Genomic DNA, 21608 nt, shown 5'->3' on the forward strand with positions numbered 1-21608 from the left:
CCGCTTTAGCTCAGTTGGTAGAGCAGTTGATTTGTAATCATCAGGTCGTCAGTTCGAGTCTGACAAGCGGCTCCATTTTCTTTCTTCACCAAAAGAGAGACTTTGGAGTAGATCTCTATTAAACATAAATGATTGAACCGTAAGGTTTAAAAGCCGCTTTAGCTCAGTTGGTAGAGCAGTTGATTTGTAATCATCAGGTCGTCAGTTCGAGTCTGACAAGCGGCTCCATTCAATCCCTGGATTTCTTTTGAAATCAGGGATTTGTTGTTTTAGGGGGGGGAGTGTTTCTAGTTGTTACAGAACACTGTTACACATGAACTAAATCACATACCGAGAAAAATCGATTGTGCGCATATTCGCAACGGTAATCAGAGGGTGCCTTGGTAAGTTCGTGTGAAAGCCCTCTTAACCAAACTACTCCGACGCTGCTAGGAAGTTACGTGGTAGCTACTCTGATAGGAATGCGGCCAACATAAAAGCGTTATGGGCTTCCACAGGCTGGCGTGTGAAAGCTACATTCAACGTTCTCCTCTAAATTCTCCATGATGCAGGGAATGGCGTGGGGCGCTCGCAGTCTATCTAGGAAGTGGACTTTTAAGTTCTCACGTTTTTACAGCCTTCTAGCCATTCGGTGAAAAAGGGTCCACTGATTTCAATGCTTCTTTCCCCATTATCAGAAGCTTCTAAGGATGGAATGGCAATGCGATTTTCACCATTATCGAGACACCAACCAGTCAATCCATTGGTTAAGACATCGAGACGCGTCTCTAATAAGAGCGATAGCTTAGTCTGAAATTCTATTTGTTTGGTTTGGTCGTGAGCTTCTTTAATGGTGCAGAGCGAGATTCTGATTATGTCGTGCTTAGGTGATCGTAAGCTTATTTGCTTGGGCATCTAATCAGTATGGCAGGGGTAGAGAAAAGTTGAAAGATGAATGAGTTCTTTAGGGGGAAGCTCTCTAGTGATTCCTTATGTTTCAAAGTAGAGAGAGGGTTATTATATTCTGTCTGCTAGTGCTTGGATAAAGATCTCTCAGAAAAACACGCTTTTCCAGATATAGGAATTGAGAGTAATTGGTGATAAACGGGACTGAAAATGGGTAATAGATGGCTATACAGTCAGTTTAGAGAAAGAGGCGTAACCCTTATGAAATCATGAGCTGAGCGTCACATTGATAGCTCCGAGATCTGGTTTCCAATCTCGTTTTTTTGCTTTCACCCTCTTGAGTATTGAGGAGAGTGAACACTGACGGCTACTTCCAGCCGGAATAGGGGTTTTCTGAGAGGTGGGAGTTGGCATAGCGGAAGTCATGAGAGACTTCAGCTCCGACCCATAAAGGTTTCTCGAATGCTTCATTTTCCGAGCTGAGTTCAATTTCTGCGACGATAAGCCCCTGATTACTCCCGTGGAATTCATCAATCTCCCAAGTGTGCGAGTCAATCACGAGGAGGTGACGGGTTTTCTCAATCGGAGGAGTGAGGCAAAGTGGTAGAAGTTCGCGTGCATGATCTATCGAAATGTTGAACTCGACCTCGGTTCTAGATATTCCACTGGCGCGGCCTTTTATTGTCAAAAATGCCTTATCATTATGAATCCGTACGCGAACAGTGCGATCAGGGTCACTTGATAGATACCCTTGTACGATATGTGTCGGTTTAGCGTCTGCTTTCCAGTCGTCAGAAGTGACTAAGAATTTACGTTCAATTTCGGTGGCCATGTTAGTGAGTAAACTTAAGGTTATTACTAAAGATAATGCAAGGTTCGCGCCAGTCTTGAGCAAGTCGGGCTATTTACCTGTTGCCTCATAAATAGAGCACACCCAAGCTCTTGATCAGTCTCGATAGGGTTGTCTCATAATTAGGACACTCTAAGCTTCGTTGTTTTTGGGTTAATTGTTGCCACGGAAGGCTGGGCGGAGCGTAGCGGAGTGCGGCCTTCCGTGGCAAGCGATTCGTTATACTCCTGTTTGATGAGTTGGTCTCGTTTCGTCCAAAAGTCGTCTTCTTTCTTTCGGATTTAGGATCTCATTTTAAATGGATCATTCGCCAACAATTGGTGCTCGATGTAGCTAATATTATCTTCTGATAATTTGCCGCTCATCAGCAATCACTGAGCCTCCGCAATGAGGTGCCGTATCAACTTCAGTCCATCCAGGCTCACAAGTGGACCAGCTTTCCGCCTGAACTTCGACCAGACTTTTGACTCCTGAGGCTGGTTTTGGTGGGCTCACTTTTTTTGCCAGGTGTCACCTTAGAATTCTTCAATGATCGATCGATGCTAGCCGCACTGATCGTCTTTAATTGCTGCTGAACTTCGTCTGACACTTCAAGATAGGAAACCCAAATGAGTAACATGTCTTTCATGCGTTTGGCACATGGCTGATCCATGACGAGCCAGCAGCTTTTTAGAGCCTCTATGGCGGCTCCATTATATTGTGCTGGGGCTCCTCGCTCTGACATTCTTTTCTGTCCAAGGATCACTTTATTGGCATGCTTTCGCTCCCAGCCAGTCACCTCCACGAACTCGTCTAGCAATTTAGTTTTGGCTCTGCGACCAGTCATGCGGATATATCGCTCCCGCATTTTTATCGTGTATTCTTCAATGCTTTTTTTTTTTCATAGCCTTGATTGGGCTAGAGTGTCCTCATTTATGAGGCAACGGGAGCTATTCGGAGCGGAATCAATATTTTTTTGGTATCCTTTTCAATAAGGCAACACGCGTCCAAAATCAATCTACAACTAGAGTTTGCGTACCACATGTACGGTAGTAATATGGGTACGCTTTCTGTCGATGTGTCTAGTGGTGGAGTGTGGAATAATTCGGTTTGGTAGATTTCTGGGCAGCACCAGTTTTCGGGGGCAGAAGACTGGCGTCGGCTAGTCATTGATTTGAGCGACTACGATGAGGTGAGTGATGCTACAATTAGTTTTAGAGGGCTGACAGGTCCCAGTTTCCGAAGCGATATGGCGGTGGATTCGATAAAGCTCTTAGGAGCTGATACTCCGTCTCAAGCTAGTTTTGCAAGCTGGAGCTCTGAGCAATCTCTCAGTGGGGAGAATACCGATGCGCTAGCTTCTCCAGAGGGGGATGGTATCGTGAATCTACTGAAGTATGCATTCAACATGAGTGTGCCTTCGTCTGGGCCGCGTGTTCTTATCCCCAGGACAGGGACTTCAGGCCTACCTTACTTTAAGTTCCCTACGCAAGATGGGGAGCGGTTGACTGTGGAGTATCTCCGAAATAATTCAGCGAGTGACTTGAGTTATCAGGTGGTCTTTTCGGATGATCTATCAGAGTCAGCAGATATTTCTAGTGGAGTGGAAACTTCTGTGACCGCGATCGACTCAGACTGGGACTGGGTGATAGTAGAGGATGATATTGGAGTGAATGAGGCTGACCGGCGCTTTGGGAGAGTTCTTGTTGAAATAGAAGAGTAGGATCACAGAGAATAGAGGTAAATGAAGAGCTTGAGGAGTGGATAGGTCGAATCATTTAGGTCGCTGAACTTACCACTTGAAAAGTCGGACGCTAGCTGTGAGTTTCTGAGCATGAATTCTGAGAAACGCGCCTTATTTATCTGCACTGGAAATACTTGTCGCAGCCCTATGGCTGAAGGCATTTTTCGCAAAGCGGTAAAGGATAAAGAAAATATGGTAAGCCTAGGCTCTGCTGGAGTATCAGCTTTCGATGGTGATCGGATCAGCCCAGATACAGATAAGGAGTTAAAGCAACGTGGTGCGGCATTAGAAAATTTCAAGAGCCGTTCGGTTACAAAGGAAATGTTAGCGGAAGCTAGCCATGTGTTCGCGATGACGAACTCTCACTTGGGTATGTTGGTTGGCAGCTTCCCTGAGTATGCTGATAAATGCTATTTGGTGTGTGATTTTTTGGAGATAGATGGCGAGGCTGGTCTCGATGTTCCCGACCCAATAGGAATGGGACCACGCGCCTATAAACAAGTAGGTGAGGTGTTTGAGCACGCGATTCCATCGTTGATTGCGTTCATGGAATCCGAGGAAGAGTAAAAGATTCAATATTTGGAGCTTGTAGCGAAATAGTTGCTTACTAGAGTGCTAAATAATTCTAAAAATCCTATGCTAGATCCTAACAATACCGACTTCGCCTACGATTCTAAAATCGAAGGTAATGTGGTTTTCACTCAGCTTGATTCAGCCATTAACTGGATGCGTAAGAACTCACTTTGGCCGATGCCCATGGGACTTGCGTGTTGTGCTATCGAGCTTATGGCGACAGCGTCTTCACGTTTTGATATTTCGCGCTTTGGTGCAGAAGTGATGCGCTTTTCACCGCGCCAGGCAGATGTAATGATAGTGGCGGGAACTGTGACCTATAAAATGGCACTTGCTGTGAAGCGTATTTGGGACCAGATGCCTGAGCCTAAATGGTGTATCGCTATGGGAGCCTGTGCTTCTTCTGGTGGCATGTATCGTTCTTACGCTACGCTTCAGGGGATCGATCGCTTGATTCCAGTAGATGTCTATATCTCTGGTTGCCCTCCGCGCCCCGAAGCCCTGATCGAAGGCCTGATGAAGCTCCAAGCAAAGATTGAGCAAGAAGAGTCAGCGAAAGATCTTAAGAAAGAACCTGTAAGAGTCTAAGTATATGGGAGCATTTATTTCAAAAATAGAGGAAACCTTCGGTGAGAAGGTGTTAGGTTCTAAAGTGTTTCGTGGAGAGGAAACTGTGTTGGTCGAGCTAGGCTCGCTGCACGAGGTGATGAAGCATTGTAAAGAGAATCTGGGGTTCGACTTCTTGATTGATATTTGCAGTGTGGACCACGAGTCAGTACATCCAAGGTTTGAGATGGTGTATGAGTTGGCGTCTCTAGATGATTCACAGCATCTTCGCGTAAAAGCACCTGTCGCTGAAGATGAGGATGTGCCATCAGTGGTGGATCTCTGGAAAACAGCTGACTGGCATGAGCGTGAGGTCTACGATATGATGGGGATTAAATTTACTAATCACCCTAATCTTAAACGTATTTTGATGTGGGAGGGGTATCCTTACCACCCTTTACGTAAGGAATTTCCACTTGCTGGGAAGCCGACTGAAATGCCTGATGTCGCATTTACTGGGGTGGCTCCGATGGAAGGTGGACCATTTGTGACGAGTTCTTCCGCAAAGGACACTGTTTCAGGTGAGCCAAGAGCGAAGGGCGAGAGCTAAGCTCGAAGAGAAAACCATTTGTACTCCGAGTCGAAGCCATTAGCTTTGCTCGGAGTTTTTTTTATGAAAGTTTTCAGTCTAACACTCGTCCTCATTTATGTGGGGCTGAGCTTATCAGGCCAGTACCTGAATGCTATTTACGAAATCTTTGGGCTTAGTCTCGAGGGTATAGAGAGTGGACGAGTCTGGCAGCTTTTGAGTTACGGGGTTCTACATGGAAGTTGGTGGCATTTAGGGGTAAATGTTGCTCTGTTGCTTTTGTTGGGAATTAAGCTACAGCATATTTTAGGTTGGAAGAAGGCTCTGGTTGTAACCGGCTTGGGTGTGTTTGTGGGGGGGCTCTGCCACTTATTATTAAATGTTTTTTTGCCAGTAGATCAGCAAGGAGTGTTAGTCGGGGTTTCGGGTGGAATGATGGCATTACTCATCTGTCTAACAACACTTGATCCGGATTATAGTAATGGGATCACACGTATTCGGGCGAGGCATCTAGGCATGGGTTTTTTTATCAGTTCCCTGATACTAACATTGTTGACTCCCAGTCTCGGAATCGTCGGCCTATCTCGTTTAGGTGAGTCGCTAGGAGGGGTTTTTGGGTATGAGATGTTTTATGTGTCACACGCCTGCCATTTTGGTGGAGGGATAGCGGGGCTCATCTATGGGCGCTATATTTTGCGAATGATCCGTTAGATGCGTTTGTCTAAAATTTTTCTTGGATTACAGAGGGGGGAAGGGCAAAACACTTCCATGCAACATCACGTATATTTTTGGATCAAGGAAGAGCATAAAAATGCTGAGACTCTCGCAGCTTTTGAAAAGGGCCTCGAAACAATGACGAATGTGGTTCATACCGCATCTGGTGGATGGGGTAAGCCTGCTAAAACTCTCGTACGTCCAGTGAGTGATAACACTTTTGATTACGCTCTCTACATCACATTCGACTCTCTCGAGAAGCATGATGCTTATCAAGTAGATCCTGATCACGATGTATTCGTCGATTCCTTTAAGGAAATTTGGGGAAATGTGCGCGTTTCTGACGTAGAATAGTAATTAACTTTTCCCATGAGCATTAGCACTCGTAGAGGAGACTCAGGAGAAACAGATTTACTGTTTAGTAAACGCGTACCGAAGAATCACCCTCGAGTCGCCTGCTGTGGTGCAGTGGACGAGCTCAATGCGCAGCTCGGAGTTGTTCGGGCTGCAGAGGTCTCTGAAGAGTTGAGTGAATGCATAGATAGCATTCAGTCTCGACTCGTGGGATTGATGGGCGAAGTAGCAACCGATACTGATGACCATCAAAAATATCAGGAGAAAGGCTACCAAGGCATTGCGGAGGCTGATGTCGAATGGCTAGACTCTATTGTTAGAGAACTAGAAGAGGAGAAGGGGCATCGTTTTCGTGGGTGGTCACGTCCAGGGAAAGCTGGGGCTTTGGCAGGAGCCTATCTAGATGTCGCTAGAACTACCAGCCGTAGAGCTGAGTTAGCGAGTTGGGAGATCGATGATGAGTATCTTACGATAGCTCGCCAATTTTTAAATCGCCTCTCAGATGTACTTTGGTTGTTAGCCCGAGCAAGAGAAGCGGACGGCGTGTAGCTTCATGGCAATACTGTCACTAGTAATTAGCATAGATTTGTTGATAAATTTCAATATATACGCAGTATAATAGTTGTGTTGAAAAAAATACCGACTGACTGGATTATCATTACATTTGTTGCCGTTATTGGCGTGTCATGCCTCATAGCATCGCATGAGCTGAAGGAACAGGTGGTAATGGTGGGACAGAAGAACGCTGCAAAGTAAAATCAAACCACTCTGTTGAGAGGTTTAGACAAGGTGTTGAACTAAAGTAAACGTGCGAAGTGAGCTTACTCACTTCGCTTTTTATTTTTTAGAGGGTAGTAAGATCTTAGGAAAAGATAGAGTGCCGCACCTTTTCTAAAAATGATCGCTCGGTTTTTTCCATGCGTTTTTCATCCTATTGGGAATTTTAGTATTATTCACCGCATGTTGATGATGAATATCTTAATATAAGGGTTGGCATGTTGTTTGCTCTATTTTTATTACGACCGCCGCCGTCATGTTGAAGCCATGGTAAGGCGTCTAAAGCTAAATTCTTTTAAAAATGAAAAAACTATTAATTCCCCTTCTGGCGCTAGCTGCAACAATGCCGTCTTATGGGTCACTCGTCCTCGATTTCAGTAACTTTGATGCAAATACCTCAGTAGTTACCTCAGGTGGGGTGGATACAGTAAGCTATGGTATCGTCGCAACTGATGGTGAAGGTACTGATATCTACGCGCGTCTTGTTTCTAACGCGAATGCCTCTTACTACGCTGCTGAATCTAATTTTAGTGAGATAAGAATGCCTGTTGATAATAGCATTACTTTCACACTATCGCTATATGGAGATTCGAGCTACAACAATCTTTATGATCCAGCAGCACTCTTTGACTGGTCACTCATGTTCGCTGACATTGAAGGAGGAGGTGCTGGTTCGGCTTATGAGAAACTAACGATTGCTACAGCAGGGACATACACATTGGCTAGTAATACGTTCTTAGCGGTAACTGTTGATGGGAATGGCACTACCTTTGATGCTCAGGGACAAGCGATTATCGACAATCCTACTAGTAGTACTACCTCTTTGACTGAATCTCAATCCCAAGGTGCAATTCGTTACAGTATCATTGATTCAGCTGAAATTGAATTTACATATACGGCCATAGACAACGCTCGTAGTGCATTTGTCTATGGTGGAAATTTGGCTTTCTTTTCAGAAGGCACCACTACAACAACTGCGGTTCCAGAGCCTAGCTCTACAGCACTGCTAGGACTAGGTGGACTCGCATTAATCATGCGTCGCCGCAAGTAAGCGGTAATTACACTTCAATAAGTTTTCGATACCTTAAAGCCCTCGCATTTTATGCGAGGGCTTTTTTATTATAAAATTCTGTAAATTGGTTTTATGGGGTGACTGTGACGACGGTTGGCTGTTGGTCGCTGAAGTATTTCTTGGCGGTTGCTAAGATGTCTTTGGTGCTCACAGCTTTAATTTTTTCTGAGGTTTCTTTACGGTGGGTGGGGGAGAAACCTAGAGCAGTATCCACTGAGCAAAGTCGTGCCATGGCGCTGTTCGATTGATTAGCGAGTGCTTGCTTTGAGAGCCAAGAATTCTTGACCGATGTGAGGGTGGTCTCGTCGATACCATCGGTAGCGATGGTTTGGATAGTTTTGAGGAGTTCGTCTTTTGCGAGTTCTAATTGCTCGGGTGAAGTACCTAGGTAGAAGCCAAAGAGGCCGGTGTCGTGGCCGTGGAACTGAGTGGCGCTGCAGTAATAGGCTAGGCCGAGTTCCTCGCGGATACGGGTGAAAAGTGGTCCTGCCATGTCTGCGCACCAAGCGTGAAGCAGGTCGAGAGCATGGATGTCATCAGCATGGATGGAGGCGCCTTGGTAGCCGAGCGCGAGAACGGCTTGTTGCTTGTCTAGATGGAGCTGGATTTCTTTTGCATCACCTAGAGCTTGAGTTGAGCTTTTGTGGGGAGTGCCTGAGCGGAGTTTGCTCAAGTACTTTTCTGCGAGGGCGATGACTTCGTCTTTATTGATGTCTCCGAAGATCGAGATTTTGGTATTTGCTGCAGTATAGTAGAGCGAGTGATGGGCGCTGAGAGCTAGACGAGTGATAGAGTTAAGCGACTTTTCAGTTCCGATACGGTTTATTCCGTAGCCTTGTTCCGCGAATAGGTTCGATCGCATGGTGCGGAATGCTAGTGATACAGGGTCTTCGTCTTGTTCTAACAATGCTGTAAGCTGAGTTTTACGTTCGAAGTCGATGTTCTCTTGGTGGAACGATGGGTTAGCGAATGCGTCTGCAAAAATTTCTAAGACAGTATCTAGATCTGGGCTGAGGCAACTGGCGGCGACAGCTGAGGTGTTGTTGCCAGAGTTTGCACTGAGGCTGGCACCGAGACTTTCTAATTCCGTGGCAATTTCAGCTCCGCTGCGAGAGCTCGTTCCTTTGGTGAGGAGAGCTGAGAGAAGAGTGGAAATACCAGCGGATTCTGGTGTCTCAGCAGTTAGTCCGCCGAGTACGGCCGCTTGGATGGAAACCATCGGCAGGCGTGGGTCCGAGCAGAGGTGTAGTTCGAGTCCATTACTCAGTGTGTGGCTAGTGATCTCTTTGTTCGAGCTGCTATGTTCTTTTTCAGAAGATACTTCGACCGTTCCTTCTGGATCGAGCGAGGTTACCGTGAGTTTACTGTGGTCTAGCAAGTATTTCTGACAGACGCGTCGGATGTCAGCTTCGGTGATGTTTTCGATGCTGGAGATGAAATCTTTAGTGAAGTTGAGGTTCCGTGATTCGTGCCAATTGCTGGCTAAGTCAGAGGCTCTACCAGATGCAGTAGTGAGGGTTTTGAACTGCGAAACCAGGGTCATGCGTTTGGCCTTTTTAATTTCCTCATCGAGTTGTGCGCCACAGAGCTTCTTAATTTCTAGATAGATAGATTGCTCTAATTCGTCACGTTGCTCGTTCGGAACTTCTGCTGAAACGCTGAAGAGGCCGGTGCCGTGTTTCGTGATCCACGCCCAGGAGGCAATGTGGAGGCAGAGACCTTGTTGCTCACGGATGCTCTGATAGAGGCGTGATGAGCGACCGCCACCGAGAATGGTAGAGAGTAGTTCTAGTGCTGGGGCGTCTGGGTGGCTGAGTCCAGGGACTTGCCAAGCGAGTGTGAGTTGGCTTGCAGGCACTGCAAAAGTGGCGCGTTGGAGGCGCTTACCTAATTGCGGTGGTTCTTCGCTGATCTGTGGCTGGTGAGTGAAGTTTCTCGGAATGCTGCCGACGAGTTTCTCTAGAGTCTCGAGGATCTCGGTCTTATCGAAGTCACCTGAGATGGAAATAAAGCAGTTCTCTGTGGTATAGCGCGCTTGGTGGTAGGACACCATGTCGGCGTGTGTGATCTTATTGAAGAGTTCTAAATGACCAATCACTGGTTGAGCTCTGCCATCGTTTGCGAGAGCTGTTGAGAAAAGCTGACGGGATCCACGGCTGTCAGGGTCATCAAGGCCCATATCGATTTCGCGACGAATGACATCTTTCTCTTTTTCGAATTCGTCTTCAGGGAAAGTGGGCTTGAATACCATTTCTGAAACAGCTTTAAGAAATGTCTCAGCAGATTCTTTCGGTCCATCGATATAGTAAACAGTTCTGTCGAAAGTAGTGTAGGCGTTCCATTGGCCGCCAGCAGCTTGGACCACTTGAGACAGTTCTTCACCGGTGTAGGACTCGGTTCCTTTGAAGACCATGTGCTCTAACAAGTGTGATATGCCTGCGCCCATCCAGTCGCCTTCATGGATGCTGCCGGATTCCACCCAGACTTGGGTTGAAATGACGGGGGCTGAGGAGTCGGCGTCGAGAATTATTTTGAGGCCGTTATCGAGAGTGTGGAGAGTTGCAGTAGTGTCAGGGAACATATTATTGTGAGGCGATTTATGCGCATGTATAATCGAATTACGATGAGAAAAAAACGATGAGAATACTTTTTGCCGTCTGAATATCATACTAAAAAAGCCATGGTCATCTGGGTGATGAACCATGGCTTATAGATAATTAGTAAAGTACGCTTATCTAGTGATATTTGGCCACTCTTTGTCGGCTTGTGTGATGAACCCTGCTTGGTCTTTGTTAAATTTCTCACCAACTTCTTCGTTGTAATTCAGGTAAAGCTTACCATTTATTACGCTGAAAACAGTTGGGTCGGATTTAAATTTCTTTCCTTTTGCGATTCCATAAGCACACCAGCCGTCATATTGGGGGAGCCATTTAGTAGGTTCTTTATCGAACATGGCTTTTACATCTTCGCTTACGAAGTAGTAGGTTTTACCTTTGTATTCAGAAGTGATTTCAGGGTTCCCTTTATTGGCTTTTCCTGCAGCTATGTAGCATACTGGGCAGTAGCCTTCGAGGGCGAGGGTCTTTGGTGCAGCGTGGAGGCTAGTGATGAGAGCTATGAGTACTGTGAATAGTGTTAGAATTTTCATAATGATGTTCTGTTGATATAGGATTTGTGAGTAATACATCTTACTTACATCCAACAAGAGCTCGTCAGGATAGAAACTATTCCAACTTTTTAAGATAAAGTTTTATGGGAATAAGTGGAGTAGATTAGCCCTCATTTGCAGAATTTTTAAGCTTCAATGAGCTTATTGCCGCAATGAATGTGAGCGCTGTTGCAGCCCAAAGGCAAGCTGGTAAACCAGCCAGTAAGTAGACGGTTCCGGAGAGTAAGGTTCCTAGTAGGCGTCCACAGGCATTTGCCATGTAGTAGAACCCTACGTTGAGTGAAACACTGTCTTCGTCTGTGTAGGCGAGGATGAGGTAAGAGTGGAGCGATGAGTTCACTGCGAAGATGAATCCAAAGACACAGAGTCCGCCCAAGAGGGTGATGGTAAGGTGATAATCGGCTGACACGGCAATTGCCATAGTGGCGCAGAGTCCACTGAGGGCGAAGATCCAGACTTTAGCTGATTTGACACACTGGGCGAGCGAGTCGGCGCTTTTTTGTGAGGGTTTGATTCCAGTGACTTTGGGAGCGAATGCTTGCACGAATCCATAGCCGATTACCCAGAAGGCCATGAATCCACCGACTTTCCAAAAGTCCCAGTGAAGAACATCATGTAGGAAGATGGGTAAGCCTACTACGAACCAGACATCGCGGGACGCAAAGAGAAATGCACGGGCGAAGGAAAGCCGATTAATAGCAGGACTTTTTGAGAAAAGCTGGGTGAACTTAGTTTGTTGTTTGGACTTTCCAAAGTCCCCCTTTACCCAAATGAGGCTGATGATAAGCACCACGATGAGCATGGCTGCTAGCCAGTAGAGTGCGTTATCGAAACCCTGAGTGGAGAGAAGCAGACTTCCGAGGAAGAAGCCGATGCCTTTGAGCGCATTCTTAGAACCAGTCAGTGCAGCGACCCATTTGAAGAGTTTTCCTTCGTTGTTTTCACTGTCATTGACAATGATTTTCACCGCACTCTTGGAGCTCATTTTTGTGAGATCCTTTGCGACGCCAGCTAGTGCCTGCACTGCCATGACAAAACCGACCGCAACAAATGGCTGCCACGTTATGTCAACAAAGGTGAGCGATGTGAGTGCAATGATCTGTAGAGTGAGACCTATGAACAGAGTTCTTCTGAGACCGTATTTAGAACCGACCCAGCCGCCTACTAGGTTGGTTACGATACCAGCGCACTCGTAGAGTAGGAAGAGAAATGCCAGCTGAATGGGGGAATAGCCGAGCTCATGAAAGTGCAAGAGCACGATCATGCGCAGGGCTCCGTCAGTGAGCATAAATGCCCAATAGGCAAACGTGACGAGTGCGTAGGTTCCTTTAGTCACAGTGTTAGAGTTGTAGGAATGATTTTGATTTACCGTGAAATGTTCGAAATTGGGGACTGATTCTATTACAGAAAATGTCTACACGATTTCGCGCATTTGCGGTTTTGTTAGTGGGGTCTGTTAGGAAATGGATTTCGCGACGATGGAGACGAGGTCCATGAGACGGTTCGCATAGCCGACTTCGTTGTCATACCAGACGTAGAGTTTGAGCATGGTGCCGTCGATCACCATGGTGGATGGAGCATCGATGATGCCCGAGCGGGGTTCGTTGGTGTAATCTGCTGAGACGAGAGGTTTTTCTTCGTAACCTAGAATTCCTTTAAGTTCGCCTTCTGCTGCTTCTTTGAGGAGAGCATTTACTTCTTCTACAGTGACCTTGCGTTTGAGTTCGAACACACAGTCGGTGAGTGACGCATTGAGAAGAGGAACACGCACAGCATGACCGTTGAGTTTTCCTTTGAGTTCAGGGTAGATCACCGTGATCGCAGTGGCTGAGCCCGTGGTAGTAGGGATCAGTGAGTTGACTGCTGAGCGTGCTCGGCGCAAATCTTTGTGCGGCGCATCGACAATGACCTGCGTGTTGGTGAGGTCATGAAGTGTGGTGATTGTTCCTCGCTCGATACCAATCTTTTCATGCACTACTTTGATTGCCGGTGCGATACAGTTGGTGGTGCAGGAGGCCGCGGTGACGATGCGGTGTTTCGCTGGATCGTAGAGATCGTCGTTACAGCCGATGACGACGTTGAGAACTTCGTCTTCTTTGACTGGCGCAGCGACTACAACTTTTTTTACTCCTTGAGCGAAGTAGGGTTCTAACTGTTCAACGGTTTTGAAAACGCCCGTGGCTTCAATGACGATGTCACAATCTGACCAATCTGTATCCTCGATTCTAGCATTTTGGCTAAATGCTATTTTCTGGCCGTCGACAGTGATAGAGCCCTCGCAGGAGCTGATGTCTCGAGCCCAGCGGCCGTGGACGGTATCATACTCTAGCAGGTGAGCCGCAGTTGCAGCAGGTCCGCCGAGTTCGTTGATCTGAGTGATGGTGTACTCTTCGCTGTCGAATCCAGCGCGGAAGCCGAGCCTCCCCATGCGGCCGAAGCCATTGATTCCAATTTTCATAAATGTTGTGGTGTTTTCAGGGTAAATATTTAGCAGCAATCGCTGTTAGGATTACAGAGTTCTGGACGGCCTTGGCAGCAGTCTTCTGTGAGAAACTGGATGAGGGTGCGCATGCCTGTGACGTTGAGGCTGTATATTATGCTGCGTCCTTGGCGCTCGCTCTGGATGAGTCCAGCAGAGGTGAGTTCTTTGAGGTGGAAGGAGAGAGTGTTTGGCTGAATTTGCATTTGTTCAGCAATATCTCCAGCGCTGATGCGTTGCTCACCTAGGCGCACGAGTAAGCGGAAGATCTCGAGTCGAGACTCCTGAGAGAGTGCTCCAAGTTTCACTACGGCTTCTTGCGTTTTCATATTTCGATAAATATTGAAATGAATAGTGAAAAGCAATGGCTAGTTTGTGACAAAATTGCCGAGGAAGGAATTGTAGAGAATTCAGTTTGAAGCAATCGGCGGAAAAGGGCTAATTACAGGTGTGGAATTTGAAGCGCGTATTTTATGGCACTCAGCAAGGTGGCTTTCTTTTATTAAGTGGCCGTCCTCGAACGAAGTCGACTTTGGTGACTTTGTTGTGAAATTCGATTTCAGCAAAGGTGTTGCTGAAAAAGTCTACGTCGGGGGGCGTAGAGAAAGTTTGGCGACGTATGCGCCTGTGGAGTCGAAGCAAGGGCTGTTAGGAATACGAGGAGCAATAGAGGTGAAGAATCACGTCCTTGAATTTCAGTTAAAAGAGGATGAGAGTGGTATCGAGCGTTGTGTGATCTCTGAGATATCAGATCCCGCAACGAGAGAGCAGTTAGAAGAAGTGTGGGTGGGTAAAGAGCGTTTTTTTCGTTTCAAAGAGCGCCTTATGATCACTCCAAGAAATGAAGCAGGCAGAGTTATTTTAAGTGCTCAGTGTGAAGAGAGTTATGCTTATCTGGCGATCGTATTAGCGTGCTTTTTGGTTTTCAATCGCTATGTGGAAGATGTGCCGCCAGCTGGTGGTGAGTTTGACTAAGCCGTTTTTTTCCAGACACGTGCGGAGAGAAAGATGCTAGCGACCCCTAATCCTGTGGCAAGTCCCCACCAGATGCCGCGTGCTTCCATGCCAAAGTGATGTGCAAAGATGTAACCTGAGGGGATGCCTATCACCCAGTAGGATAGAATGGCGATGGTAGCTGGAGTGCGAGTGTCGTGGAGTCCGCGGAGTAGACCTGTGGAAGCAACTTGGAGTCCGTCGACGATCTGGAAAACACCTGAGACGACGAGGAGTGATGCGGCTAGGCTGATGATGCCTTTGTTATCGATAAACCAGCTGGATACTGTGGTTCCTGCAAAAATAAAAATGGCTGCGGTGGTGCAGGAAGAAATGAGTGTGAGGACCCAGCCGGTGGTGACAATACTGCGCTGGCGATGGGTTTCCTTTGCTGTTTCGCCAATACGCACAGTGAGAGCCATGGAGATACCTAGTGGAATCATGAATGCCATGCCTGATGACTGAAGTGCGATTTGGTGTGCTGCGAGAGCTTCGGCGCCGAAGACACCAATCATGAGTCCTGCTGCAGCAAAGGTACTGACTTCTGCCAAAGTCTGTAAGCCGGCAGGGAAGCCTAGTTTGAGAAGAGTACCGATTTCTTTCCAGTCTGGTTTCTTGATCCAGCGTGCTGGTGTCCATTGCTGAAGGCTACGGTCTTTTGAAAGCCACCAGATCATGCCAGCGACGATGAAGATACGTGCAACGAATGTAGAAATTCCTGCACCTTCAAGACCAAGTTCTGGGAAGCCCCAGAGTCCGAAAATGAGTACAGCATTTAGCAGGATATTGAGTCCTACACCGCCCATGAAAATCCAGAATGCAGGCCAAGGTCGATCAAGGGCGTCGGCATGATTTTTGAGAGCTAGTGACATGATACAGGGAATCAACGATAGCATGATGATAAGGTAGTAGTTCCCAGAGCGTGCAACGACATCGGCTGGTTGCTTGAGTTGATCAAGAAAGGGAAAGGCGGCTAACGAGATGAGAAACATCACGATACCGACGAGGGTGCCGAGGTAGAGCCCATTGCGGCAGACATTTCGCGCCAGCGCGGGTTCTTTATTTCCTCGCGCAGAAGAGGTGTGCATAGAAACGCAGGTGAGAATACCGATGGCGAAAACGAAGGGGACGATCCAGAGACTATTGGCGAAACTGAGAGCGGCGAGGTCAAGGACGCCGACTTTTCCGACCATGATGGTGTCGACCACGCCTAAGAGCATTTGTCCTAACTGGCCGATGACAAGAGGGACGGCTAGCGTGAGTATACTTTTAGTTTCGCGGATATTCATGAGAATGGGCGTAGCCTCACTTAGTGCGTGTCAGAATGCAAAGAATAAACCCCAAAAACTCATTGCGAATTCTTGGGGTTTAGTCGAAGAGAGTGAATGTTTATTTACTGAGCTATTTTCTAGCTAGAATACTCAGAAATGAGCTGGGTTATTACTGAGCTGAGCTCAGGTTTAGCAGCCGTGTAGATATCCGAATTAGCTTCTGGATTGATGCAGGATTGTGGATCTGCTGGGCAGAATTTCTCGACTAGTGTCGGGTAGTCAAATCCTTGATCGATGGCAGCTAGGAATGCTCCACCGAGAGCGACCGAGCTCGAGACGTCGAGGCGCATGGTTTGCGCTTGGAAGACATTTGACGCACATTGGGCAATACCGGTGTTCTTGGAGGCTCCGCCAGTGAGAAGAACTGTGTCAGGGCTGAGTTCGAGCCATTCGGTGTTATAGCGAATATTGAGGAATTGCCCTTCGAGTACTGCGCGAACTTTTGTGGAGCTGTCTGCTACTTCAAACTCCCAAAAATTTGTCACCACCTTATTAGGTGAGACGCGTGGTGTGATTTCTGGAGTGAAAAATGGGAGGGCGAACTTGCCGTTATTGCCAACTGGTTGAGCTGCGATGGCTTCTCTTTCGAAGTCGTCCCAGCTAAGTTCGTAGTTATTTTTCACAGTTTCGCGAGCGAGCGAGCCATTGGCGAAACAGGTGAGAGTCATGAAACCGCCGAGCGGATTTCCGAAGACGTGACCGAAGCCGTTAGGATCGGTCAGAGCTTCAGGCATTGCTGCGAAAAGTGTGTCGCTGGTGCCGAGACTGATGATGAGTTTTCCTGGCTGTGCAGCCCCCATTCCGACGAGGCTGGCAGGGTTGTCGCCCGTCCAGCTTAGGGAGCGGCAGCTAGCGGAGAACCCGTATTTCTCGACAAAGTAGGAAGAGATTGTGGATACGAAGGTAGCTGATGGCTCGAGCTTCGGTAGCTTTTGCGCAAGATCAGGAGCTGTAGCATCGAGCAGTGCTTGATTCCAGCTTTCTGTAGCTAGCTCCATGAGGTTCATTCCAGCACCGTCACCAAAATCGATAGAGGATGATTTTCCGGCGAGAACGGAGGCGAAGAAAGATGAGTTGAGGTGAACAGTCGCAGTACTGGCATATCCAGCTGGGTCATTTTTTGAAAACTTGCGGATTTGTGGTCCAGAGAAGCGCTGTGTGGCATTCGATCCCGAGAGTGCGCAGACTTTGTCTTCGCCTCCGAGAGATACTGCGATTTCAGCACATTCCACAGCGGTCGAGCTATCCATCCATATAGGGGAAGTTCTGCGGGATAAGGTTCCTACGATTTGCTCGGAGAGCGACTTGTTAGAATCAAGGTTCGCGAGTGCGTGTTCGAATGAATCGTTAAGGTAGACTGTGGCGTGTTGTTGGCCGGCGCCTGAGATAGCAGTAATTTGAGAGAGATCGGATTGTTGCTGGAGCTGGCTGAGGAGGAGTTCGAGCGCGTCTAGCCACATGAGTGGGTTCGCGTGAACAACACCGTCTGTGTTGATTGGGATAAATCCAGAAGGGGCGTTGTACGTTGGTAAAGCTTTGCCAAAATTGACGCTCGATTCAGCGACAACGATTCCGGTAGCTGGATCAATGATCATGCCAGAAACGGATTGGGTAGAGGCGTCTAGTCCTAGAAACATAGTAGTATGAATGGTTGTGAAACAAAGGAGGGCAACTTATTTTACAATAAGTTGCCCCTTAGTAATCAGGATCGAGGTGTGGTCTTGATTAAGAGATGTAGTCGTTGAGAAGATTCTCAAGCATTTCCTGGCGGCCAGAAGTGAGTACTGGTGCTTCGATGGTCTTAGCGTAGGCGTCGAGGCTATCGAGCGAGGTCTTGCCTGCTTCCACGTCTGCTCCAATGCCGGAGTCGAAGGATGAGTAACGCTGAGCAACGAGTTCGTCGAAGCGTCCATCAGCAACAATTTTGGAAGCGATCTTGAGGCCACGTGCGAAGGTGTCCATGCCACCGATGTGTGCGTGGAATAGGTCTTCTAGTTCGTGAGACTCACGACGGCGCTTAGCATCGAAGTTAAGACCACCTGTGGTCAATCCGCCCATTTTCAGAATGCGAATCATGACATGTGTCGCCATGTAGATGTCTGTTGGGAACTGATCTGTGTCCCAACCGATAAGTTCGTCACCCTGGTTAGCATCGATGGAGCCGAGTGCGTTAGCTCCGAGAGCTACGTCCATTTCGTGTTGCATGGTGTGACCTGCAAGTGTGGCGTGATTTGTTTCAAGGTTGAGCTTGAAGTGGTCTAAGAGGTTGTATTCACGCAGGAAGTTAAGACAGGCAGCCGAGTCGGAGTCGTACTGATGTGTGGATGGCTCCATTGGCTTAGGCTCGATGTAGAATTGGCCTTTGAATCCAATTTTCTTGGCGTGGTCGACAGCCATGTGGAAGAATGCTGCGAGGTGGTCTAGCTCACGCTTCATGTCGGTGTTGAGTAGCGTAGCGTAACCTTCACGGCCACCCCAGAAAGTGTAGCCTTCACCACCGAGACGGTGAGTTTGCTCGAGAGCGTGCTTCACATTGGATGCAGCATAGGCGTAGACATCAGCATTTGGGCTGGTCGCAGCACCTTGGGAATAGCGTGGATGAGTGAAGAGGCTTGAAGTCCCCCAGAGAAGTTTGACTCCAGTAGCTTTCTGTTGTGCTTCGAGAGCGTCACAGACTGCAGCGAGGTTTGAGTGTGATTCTTCTAGAGTGGCACCTTCTGGAGCGATGTCACGGTCGTGCCAGCAGTAGTAGTCGATGCCAATTTTTTCGAGAAACTCGAAGAATACTGGCACGCGGTTGAGTGCGTTTTGGAGAGAATCAGATTGGTCGTCCCAAGGCATAAGCGCTGTGCCTGAACCGAATGGATCAGAGAGGTCATTGCGCATGACGTGCCAGTATGGAGCTGCGAAACGAAGCCATTCTTTCATGGACTTACCCGAGATGATTTCCTCTGGGTTGTAGTGGCGGAATGCAAAAGGATTGCTGGTGCCAGTACCTTCGTACTGAATTTTCGGGATGTTAGAAAAGTAGTTAGACATAAGACTGTTTCTTGATGAGGGGTAAGGTAGGTTGTAAATTGCAGTTTGTCCTGCTCATGTGCGTAGCAGTTTGGATATATTGCGGAAAATTGATTTGCCTAGAGTCGGAAAGTGTTTAGGTTCAGCTCTGTGAAAAAATTCTATCGCATAGGCATCTTTATGGAGAAAAATATAGGTTTCAATCGAAATGTGATTGAAGGCATCTATGCATTTAGCCAAAAAAAGAAAAATTGGGTGTTTTACGATACTTCACCAGATGCTGATCTTGAGCAAACTTGTAAGCATTGGAAGCTTGATGCAGCGATATGCCATATCAATACAGATGAAGTAGCCAAGGTAGCGGAGGAGTTAGCAATCCCGATAGTCAATACAACTGACTCATTAGTAGGTTGCAAATTGCCTCTGGTGGATGTGAATCATTTTAAAGTGGGTGAGATGGCTGGAATTTACCTGAAAAATTTAGGGGTGAAGAGTTTTGGATATTTAGGTCATCCGACATTGCAGTATTCAAAGCAGCGTCAGAGCGCATTTTTAGAAACTGTGAGTGATGTCAGTGAGGCGCATGTGTGCCATGTGGGATACACTCCTACTATTAAGAGTATGGAGGAGGCTCAGCAGGCGAGGGAAACCATGAAAAAGTGGATTCAGAGATTGCCAAAGCCGACAGCTGTTTTCTGCTCGAATGATATTCCTGCGAGGGATTTAGCTGATGTGTGTCTTGAAATGGGGGTTTCAGTTCCGAAAGATATTAGCATCTTAGGTGTGGATAATGACTTTGTAGAATGCAGACTTTCCCGTCCACCGCTCTCCAGTATTGATATTCCAGCCGCACGGGTTGGATATGCTGCAGCGGAGATGATCGATGATATGCTGCAAGGAAATACTCCTCGCTACGATGGACATTATTCGCCAGACCCAGTGAGGGTTGTTGAGCGTGAGTCGACTACACTCAATGCAGTGGAAGATGAGAATGTCAGGAAAGTGTTAGACTACATTGACTCTCATATTGGCGATGTTCAAAAAGTAGAACAGCTGGTGGCACTGGTACCTTTATCGAGAAGAAGTCTCGAGCTGCGAGTGCAGTCGTGTCTGGGTCGATCCTTATGGGACATTGTACTTGAGAAGCGTATTAACTACGCTCGCATTTTATTACAGCAAAATGAGCTCAGCTTACAGCAAGTTTCTGATGCATGCGGCTTTGCTAGCTCTAGGCGCTTTTATGCCATTTTCCGTAAGTACTGCGGCTGTAACCCAACTGCATTCCGTAAAATGAAAAACCTCAGTTAGGGTGATTTTGTGACGGTGACTGTAGGTTCGATGATACGCACAGCTGAGCCCTCTGGGGCGTAAGGTAGCTTTGTGGTCGAGAGCTGAGAGCTATCTAGACCATCAGTGTCGGTAATGACGCTATCGAGGGTAGACCAGACGATATTTATCGTTTGGCGTTGAATTACATTATCCGTAACCAAAATAATTTCGTCTTTGCCGTAGAGTGCTGAACGTGGGACTTCGACTACATTTCTTAAGGTGTTGGCCTTAATGTATGCGGTAACTGGCTGGTTCATCCGTAATGGTATTTTACGGTCTTTTTGTTCCATGCCGAATGGGTCTTCTATACGCGCAACGACAAACAATTCACGAGAATTTGGGTCGAGTTCACCTTCGACTCGGACGATCTTTGCAGTCCAGCTGATTTCATTGTTCGAGTTGATGGCATCATGTAGTTCGACTGGGATATATTCGAAATCGATTTCATTGATGTCGATTTGGCTAAGCTGGCGAATGGAGAGAGGGAGGCGAACTTCCGCATAGGAAGTAGCGTAGACCTCGCCCAGCGTGGTTCCTGTTCCAACAGTTTGACCAAGACCGATGTCGCGTGAGCGAACACGACCAGTGTACGGAGCTTTGATTTTAGTACGCTCTAGGTTACGCAACGCACGTTCTAGGTCTGCCTTTTGTGCTGCGACACTTGCTTCAGATTCTTTGAGTTGTGGTTTACGTAAGACGAGGTCGTTTGGTTTGTCTTCGAAGCCGATGTCTTGCCAGTTGCGCAGAGCTTGTGCTGCACGGGCCTTTTCTTGGATTAGTAAAGCTTCAGCACGCGCGAGGGCAGCCTCGGCGCTCGAGATCTGAGATTGGAAATCACTTGGGTCGAGTTCCACTAGGATTTCTCCTTTTTCAATAAAAGAGCCATTCTCAAAATGGCGGGAAATCTTAGTAATAATTCCAGCCACTTGAGGGGTGAGAGAGGTGATAGAGGGTGGCTGAACGATTCCGTGAGACTCGAGACGAATTGGGAAGTCTTTAGATTTTAGCTTCAGAACACTGGTTTGCTGTGCATTCTTGAGCTTTTTATCACGAAGCTCTTTTCCGCTGAGTTTTGGTTTTTTGAGTGCTTTCGCATCTGCGTCTTTATTAGAAATAAAGTGATTCCAGCCCCAGACTCCTGCTGCCAAGATAAGGATTGCTGGTAAGATACGTAAGAGTTTTTTCATGAAAGTGGTGTACTGTAAC

The 21608-nt window shown here is 47.2% G+C and carries 22 protein-coding genes and 1 tRNA gene; 11 read left to right on the forward strand and 12 right to left on the reverse strand.

All coding sequences use genetic code 11. The features are described from left to right. Positions 1–152: 152 nt before the first annotated feature. Positions 153–228 (forward strand) — tRNA-Thr (locus ACSHX2_RS12790). Positions 229–594: 366 nt separating this feature from the next. Here ACSHX2_RS12790 and ACSHX2_RS12795 read toward each other — a convergent pair. From ACSHX2_RS12795 to ACSHX2_RS12805, 3 genes are all read right to left on the reverse strand, one after another. Next, positions 595–894: a hypothetical protein gene (locus ACSHX2_RS12795; RefSeq protein ID WP_435693339.1), complete on the reverse strand. Its 300-nt coding sequence runs from the start codon at positions 892–894 to the stop codon at positions 595–597. 358 nt (positions 895–1252) lie between these two features. Next, positions 1253–1717: a CYTH domain-containing protein gene (locus tag ACSHX2_RS12800; protein WP_435693340.1), complete on the reverse strand. Its 465-nt coding sequence runs from the start codon at positions 1715–1717 to the stop codon at positions 1253–1255. A gap of 439 nt (positions 1718–2156) precedes the next feature. Next, the gene (locus tag ACSHX2_RS12805; protein WP_435693341.1) at positions 2157–2582 is read right to left on the reverse strand and encodes a hypothetical protein; all 426 of its coding nucleotides are present in this window, start codon (positions 2580–2582) and stop codon (positions 2157–2159) included. A gap of 306 nt (positions 2583–2888) precedes the next feature. Between ACSHX2_RS12805 and ACSHX2_RS12810 the strand changes: the two genes are divergently transcribed. From ACSHX2_RS12810 to ACSHX2_RS12845, 8 genes are all read left to right on the forward strand, one after another. Continuing rightward, positions 2889–3437: a hypothetical protein gene (locus ACSHX2_RS12810; RefSeq protein ID WP_435693342.1), complete on the forward strand. Its 549-nt coding sequence runs from the start codon at positions 2889–2891 to the stop codon at positions 3435–3437. Between the two features lie 111 nt (positions 3438–3548). After that, positions 3549–4025, forward strand: a complete 477-nt coding sequence (locus ACSHX2_RS12815) for a hypothetical protein (RefSeq protein ID WP_435693343.1) — start codon at positions 3549–3551, stop codon at positions 4023–4025. Between the two features lie 69 nt (positions 4026–4094). Then, positions 4095–4619: an NADH-quinone oxidoreductase subunit NuoB gene (gene nuoB / locus ACSHX2_RS12820; protein ID WP_435693344.1), complete on the forward strand. Its 525-nt coding sequence runs from the start codon at positions 4095–4097 to the stop codon at positions 4617–4619. A gap of 4 nt (positions 4620–4623) precedes the next feature. Further along, positions 4624–5187, forward strand: a complete 564-nt coding sequence (locus ACSHX2_RS12825) for an NADH-quinone oxidoreductase subunit C (protein ID WP_435693345.1) — start codon at positions 4624–4626, stop codon at positions 5185–5187. A gap of 63 nt (positions 5188–5250) precedes the next feature. Beyond that, on the forward strand, positions 5251–5877 hold the full coding sequence (locus ACSHX2_RS12830) for a rhomboid family intramembrane serine protease (protein WP_435693346.1): 627 nt from the start codon (positions 5251–5253) through the stop codon (positions 5875–5877). 57 nt (positions 5878–5934) lie between these two features. Further along, positions 5935–6234, forward strand: coding sequence for a Dabb family protein (locus ACSHX2_RS12835; RefSeq protein ID WP_435693347.1), 300 nt, complete (start codon positions 5935–5937; stop codon positions 6232–6234). 15 nt (positions 6235–6249) lie between these two features. After that, on the forward strand, positions 6250–6783 hold the full coding sequence (locus ACSHX2_RS12840) for a cob(I)yrinic acid a,c-diamide adenosyltransferase (protein WP_435693348.1): 534 nt from the start codon (positions 6250–6252) through the stop codon (positions 6781–6783). Positions 6784–7312: 529 nt separating this feature from the next. Further along, complete coding sequence (locus tag ACSHX2_RS12845; RefSeq protein ID WP_435693349.1) at positions 7313–8062, forward strand: PEP-CTERM sorting domain-containing protein; 750 nt, start codon at positions 7313–7315, stop codon at positions 8060–8062. 91 nt (positions 8063–8153) lie between these two features. Here ACSHX2_RS12845 and ACSHX2_RS12850 read toward each other — a convergent pair whose 3' ends face one another. The 5 genes from ACSHX2_RS12850 to ACSHX2_RS12870 all read right to left on the reverse strand — a co-directional run bounded on the left by ACSHX2_RS12850 (position 8154) and on the right by ACSHX2_RS12870 (position 14060). After that, complete coding sequence (locus tag ACSHX2_RS12850; protein ID WP_435693350.1) at positions 8154–10664, reverse strand: M16 family metallopeptidase; 2511 nt, start codon at positions 10662–10664, stop codon at positions 8154–8156. Positions 10665–10814: 150 nt separating this feature from the next. Continuing rightward, complete coding sequence (locus ACSHX2_RS12855) at positions 10815–11231, reverse strand: YHS domain-containing (seleno)protein (RefSeq protein ID WP_435693351.1); 417 nt, start codon at positions 11229–11231, stop codon at positions 10815–10817. Between the two features lie 124 nt (positions 11232–11355). Then, positions 11356–12588: an organoarsenical effux MFS transporter ArsJ gene (gene arsJ, locus ACSHX2_RS12860; protein WP_435693352.1), complete on the reverse strand. Its 1233-nt coding sequence runs from the start codon at positions 12586–12588 to the stop codon at positions 11356–11358. Positions 12589–12708: 120 nt separating this feature from the next. Further along, the gene (locus ACSHX2_RS12865) at positions 12709–13710 is read right to left on the reverse strand and encodes an ArsJ-associated glyceraldehyde-3-phosphate dehydrogenase (RefSeq protein WP_435693353.1); all 1002 of its coding nucleotides are present in this window, start codon (positions 13708–13710) and stop codon (positions 12709–12711) included. Positions 13711–13739: 29 nt separating this feature from the next. Next, entirely contained in the window at positions 13740–14060 is a 321-nt protein-coding gene (locus ACSHX2_RS12870) for an ArsR/SmtB family transcription factor (protein WP_435693354.1), read from the reverse strand. 121 nt (positions 14061–14181) lie between these two features. Here ACSHX2_RS12870 and ACSHX2_RS12875 point away from each other — a divergent pair, with 121 nt between their 5' ends. Continuing rightward, positions 14182–14706, forward strand: a complete 525-nt coding sequence (locus tag ACSHX2_RS12875; RefSeq protein WP_435693355.1) for a hypothetical protein — start codon at positions 14182–14184, stop codon at positions 14704–14706. Here the strand turns inward: ACSHX2_RS12875 and ACSHX2_RS12880 are convergent. The 3 genes from ACSHX2_RS12880 to xylA all read right to left on the reverse strand — a co-directional run bounded on the left by ACSHX2_RS12880 (position 14703) and on the right by xylA (position 19094). Continuing rightward, on the reverse strand, positions 14703–16013 hold the full coding sequence (locus ACSHX2_RS12880; protein ID WP_435693356.1) for an MATE family efflux transporter: 1311 nt from the start codon (positions 16011–16013) through the stop codon (positions 14703–14705). The two genes, ACSHX2_RS12875 and ACSHX2_RS12880, sit on opposite strands and share 4 nt — an antisense overlap. 119 nt (positions 16014–16132) lie before the next feature. Then, positions 16133–17692: a xylulokinase gene (locus tag ACSHX2_RS12885; RefSeq protein ID WP_435693357.1), complete on the reverse strand. Its 1560-nt coding sequence runs from the start codon at positions 17690–17692 to the stop codon at positions 16133–16135. Between the two features lie 88 nt (positions 17693–17780). After that, positions 17781–19094, reverse strand: coding sequence for a xylose isomerase (xylA, locus tag ACSHX2_RS12890; RefSeq protein WP_435693358.1), 1314 nt, complete (start codon positions 19092–19094; stop codon positions 17781–17783). A gap of 159 nt (positions 19095–19253) precedes the next feature. On the opposite strand from xylA, the gene ACSHX2_RS12895 reads away from it, so the two are divergent. Then, positions 19254–20381, forward strand: coding sequence for a substrate-binding domain-containing protein (locus ACSHX2_RS12895; protein ID WP_435693359.1), 1128 nt, complete (start codon positions 19254–19256; stop codon positions 20379–20381). On the opposite strand, the gene ACSHX2_RS12900 is transcribed toward ACSHX2_RS12895, so the two are convergent. After that, complete coding sequence (locus tag ACSHX2_RS12900) at positions 20378–21589, reverse strand: efflux RND transporter periplasmic adaptor subunit (RefSeq protein WP_435693360.1); 1212 nt, start codon at positions 21587–21589, stop codon at positions 20378–20380. The two genes, ACSHX2_RS12895 and ACSHX2_RS12900, sit on opposite strands and share 4 nt — an antisense overlap. Positions 21590–21608 lie beyond the last annotated feature (19 nt).

This window comes from Rubritalea sp. (assembly GCF_051252225.1).
In the GTDB taxonomy this organism is placed as follows: domain Bacteria; phylum Verrucomicrobiota; class Verrucomicrobiia; order Verrucomicrobiales; family Akkermansiaceae; genus Rubritalea.

Excerpts from the sequence above, each read along its gene's own strand:
- ACSHX2_RS12795 (WP_435693339.1), bottom strand. The coding sequence starts at position 894 with ATGCCCAAGCAAATAAGCTTACGATCACCTAAGCACGACATAATCAGA.
- ACSHX2_RS12800 (WP_435693340.1), bottom strand. The coding sequence starts at position 1,717 with ATGGCCACCGAAATTGAACGTAAATTCTTAGTCACTTCTGACGACTGG.
- ACSHX2_RS12805 (WP_435693341.1), bottom strand. The coding sequence starts at position 2,582 with ATGCGGGAGCGATATATCCGCATGACTGGTCGCAGAGCCAAAACTAAA.
- ACSHX2_RS12815 (WP_435693343.1), top strand. The coding sequence starts at position 3,549 with ATGAATTCTGAGAAACGCGCCTTATTTATCTGCACTGGAAATACTTGT.
- nuoB (WP_435693344.1), top strand. The coding sequence starts at position 4,095 with ATGCTAGATCCTAACAATACCGACTTCGCCTACGATTCTAAAATCGAA.
- ACSHX2_RS12825 (WP_435693345.1), top strand. The coding sequence starts at position 4,624 with ATGGGAGCATTTATTTCAAAAATAGAGGAAACCTTCGGTGAGAAGGTG.
- ACSHX2_RS12830 (WP_435693346.1), top strand. The coding sequence starts at position 5,251 with ATGAAAGTTTTCAGTCTAACACTCGTCCTCATTTATGTGGGGCTGAGC.
- ACSHX2_RS12835 (WP_435693347.1), top strand. The coding sequence starts at position 5,935 with ATGCAACATCACGTATATTTTTGGATCAAGGAAGAGCATAAAAATGCT.
- ACSHX2_RS12840 (WP_435693348.1), top strand. The coding sequence starts at position 6,250 with ATGAGCATTAGCACTCGTAGAGGAGACTCAGGAGAAACAGATTTACTG.
- ACSHX2_RS12845 (WP_435693349.1), top strand. The coding sequence starts at position 7,313 with ATGAAAAAACTATTAATTCCCCTTCTGGCGCTAGCTGCAACAATGCCG.
- ACSHX2_RS12850 (WP_435693350.1), bottom strand. The coding sequence starts at position 10,664 with ATGTTCCCTGACACTACTGCAACTCTCCACACTCTCGATAACGGCCTC.
- ACSHX2_RS12855 (WP_435693351.1), bottom strand. The coding sequence starts at position 11,231 with ATGAAAATTCTAACACTATTCACAGTACTCATAGCTCTCATCACTAGC.
- ACSHX2_RS12865 (WP_435693353.1), bottom strand. The coding sequence starts at position 13,710 with ATGAAAATTGGAATCAATGGCTTCGGCCGCATGGGGAGGCTCGGCTTC.
- ACSHX2_RS12870 (WP_435693354.1), bottom strand. The coding sequence starts at position 14,060 with ATGAAAACGCAAGAAGCCGTAGTGAAACTTGGAGCACTCTCTCAGGAG.
- ACSHX2_RS12880 (WP_435693356.1), bottom strand. The coding sequence starts at position 16,013 with ATGAATATCCGCGAAACTAAAAGTATACTCACGCTAGCCGTCCCTCTT.
- ACSHX2_RS12885 (WP_435693357.1), bottom strand. The coding sequence starts at position 17,692 with ATGTTTCTAGGACTAGACGCCTCTACCCAATCCGTTTCTGGCATGATC.
- xylA (WP_435693358.1), bottom strand. The coding sequence starts at position 19,094 with ATGTCTAACTACTTTTCTAACATCCCGAAAATTCAGTACGAAGGTACT.
- ACSHX2_RS12895 (WP_435693359.1), top strand. The coding sequence starts at position 19,254 with ATGGAGAAAAATATAGGTTTCAATCGAAATGTGATTGAAGGCATCTAT.
- ACSHX2_RS12900 (WP_435693360.1), bottom strand. The coding sequence starts at position 21,589 with ATGAAAAAACTCTTACGTATCTTACCAGCAATCCTTATCTTGGCAGCA.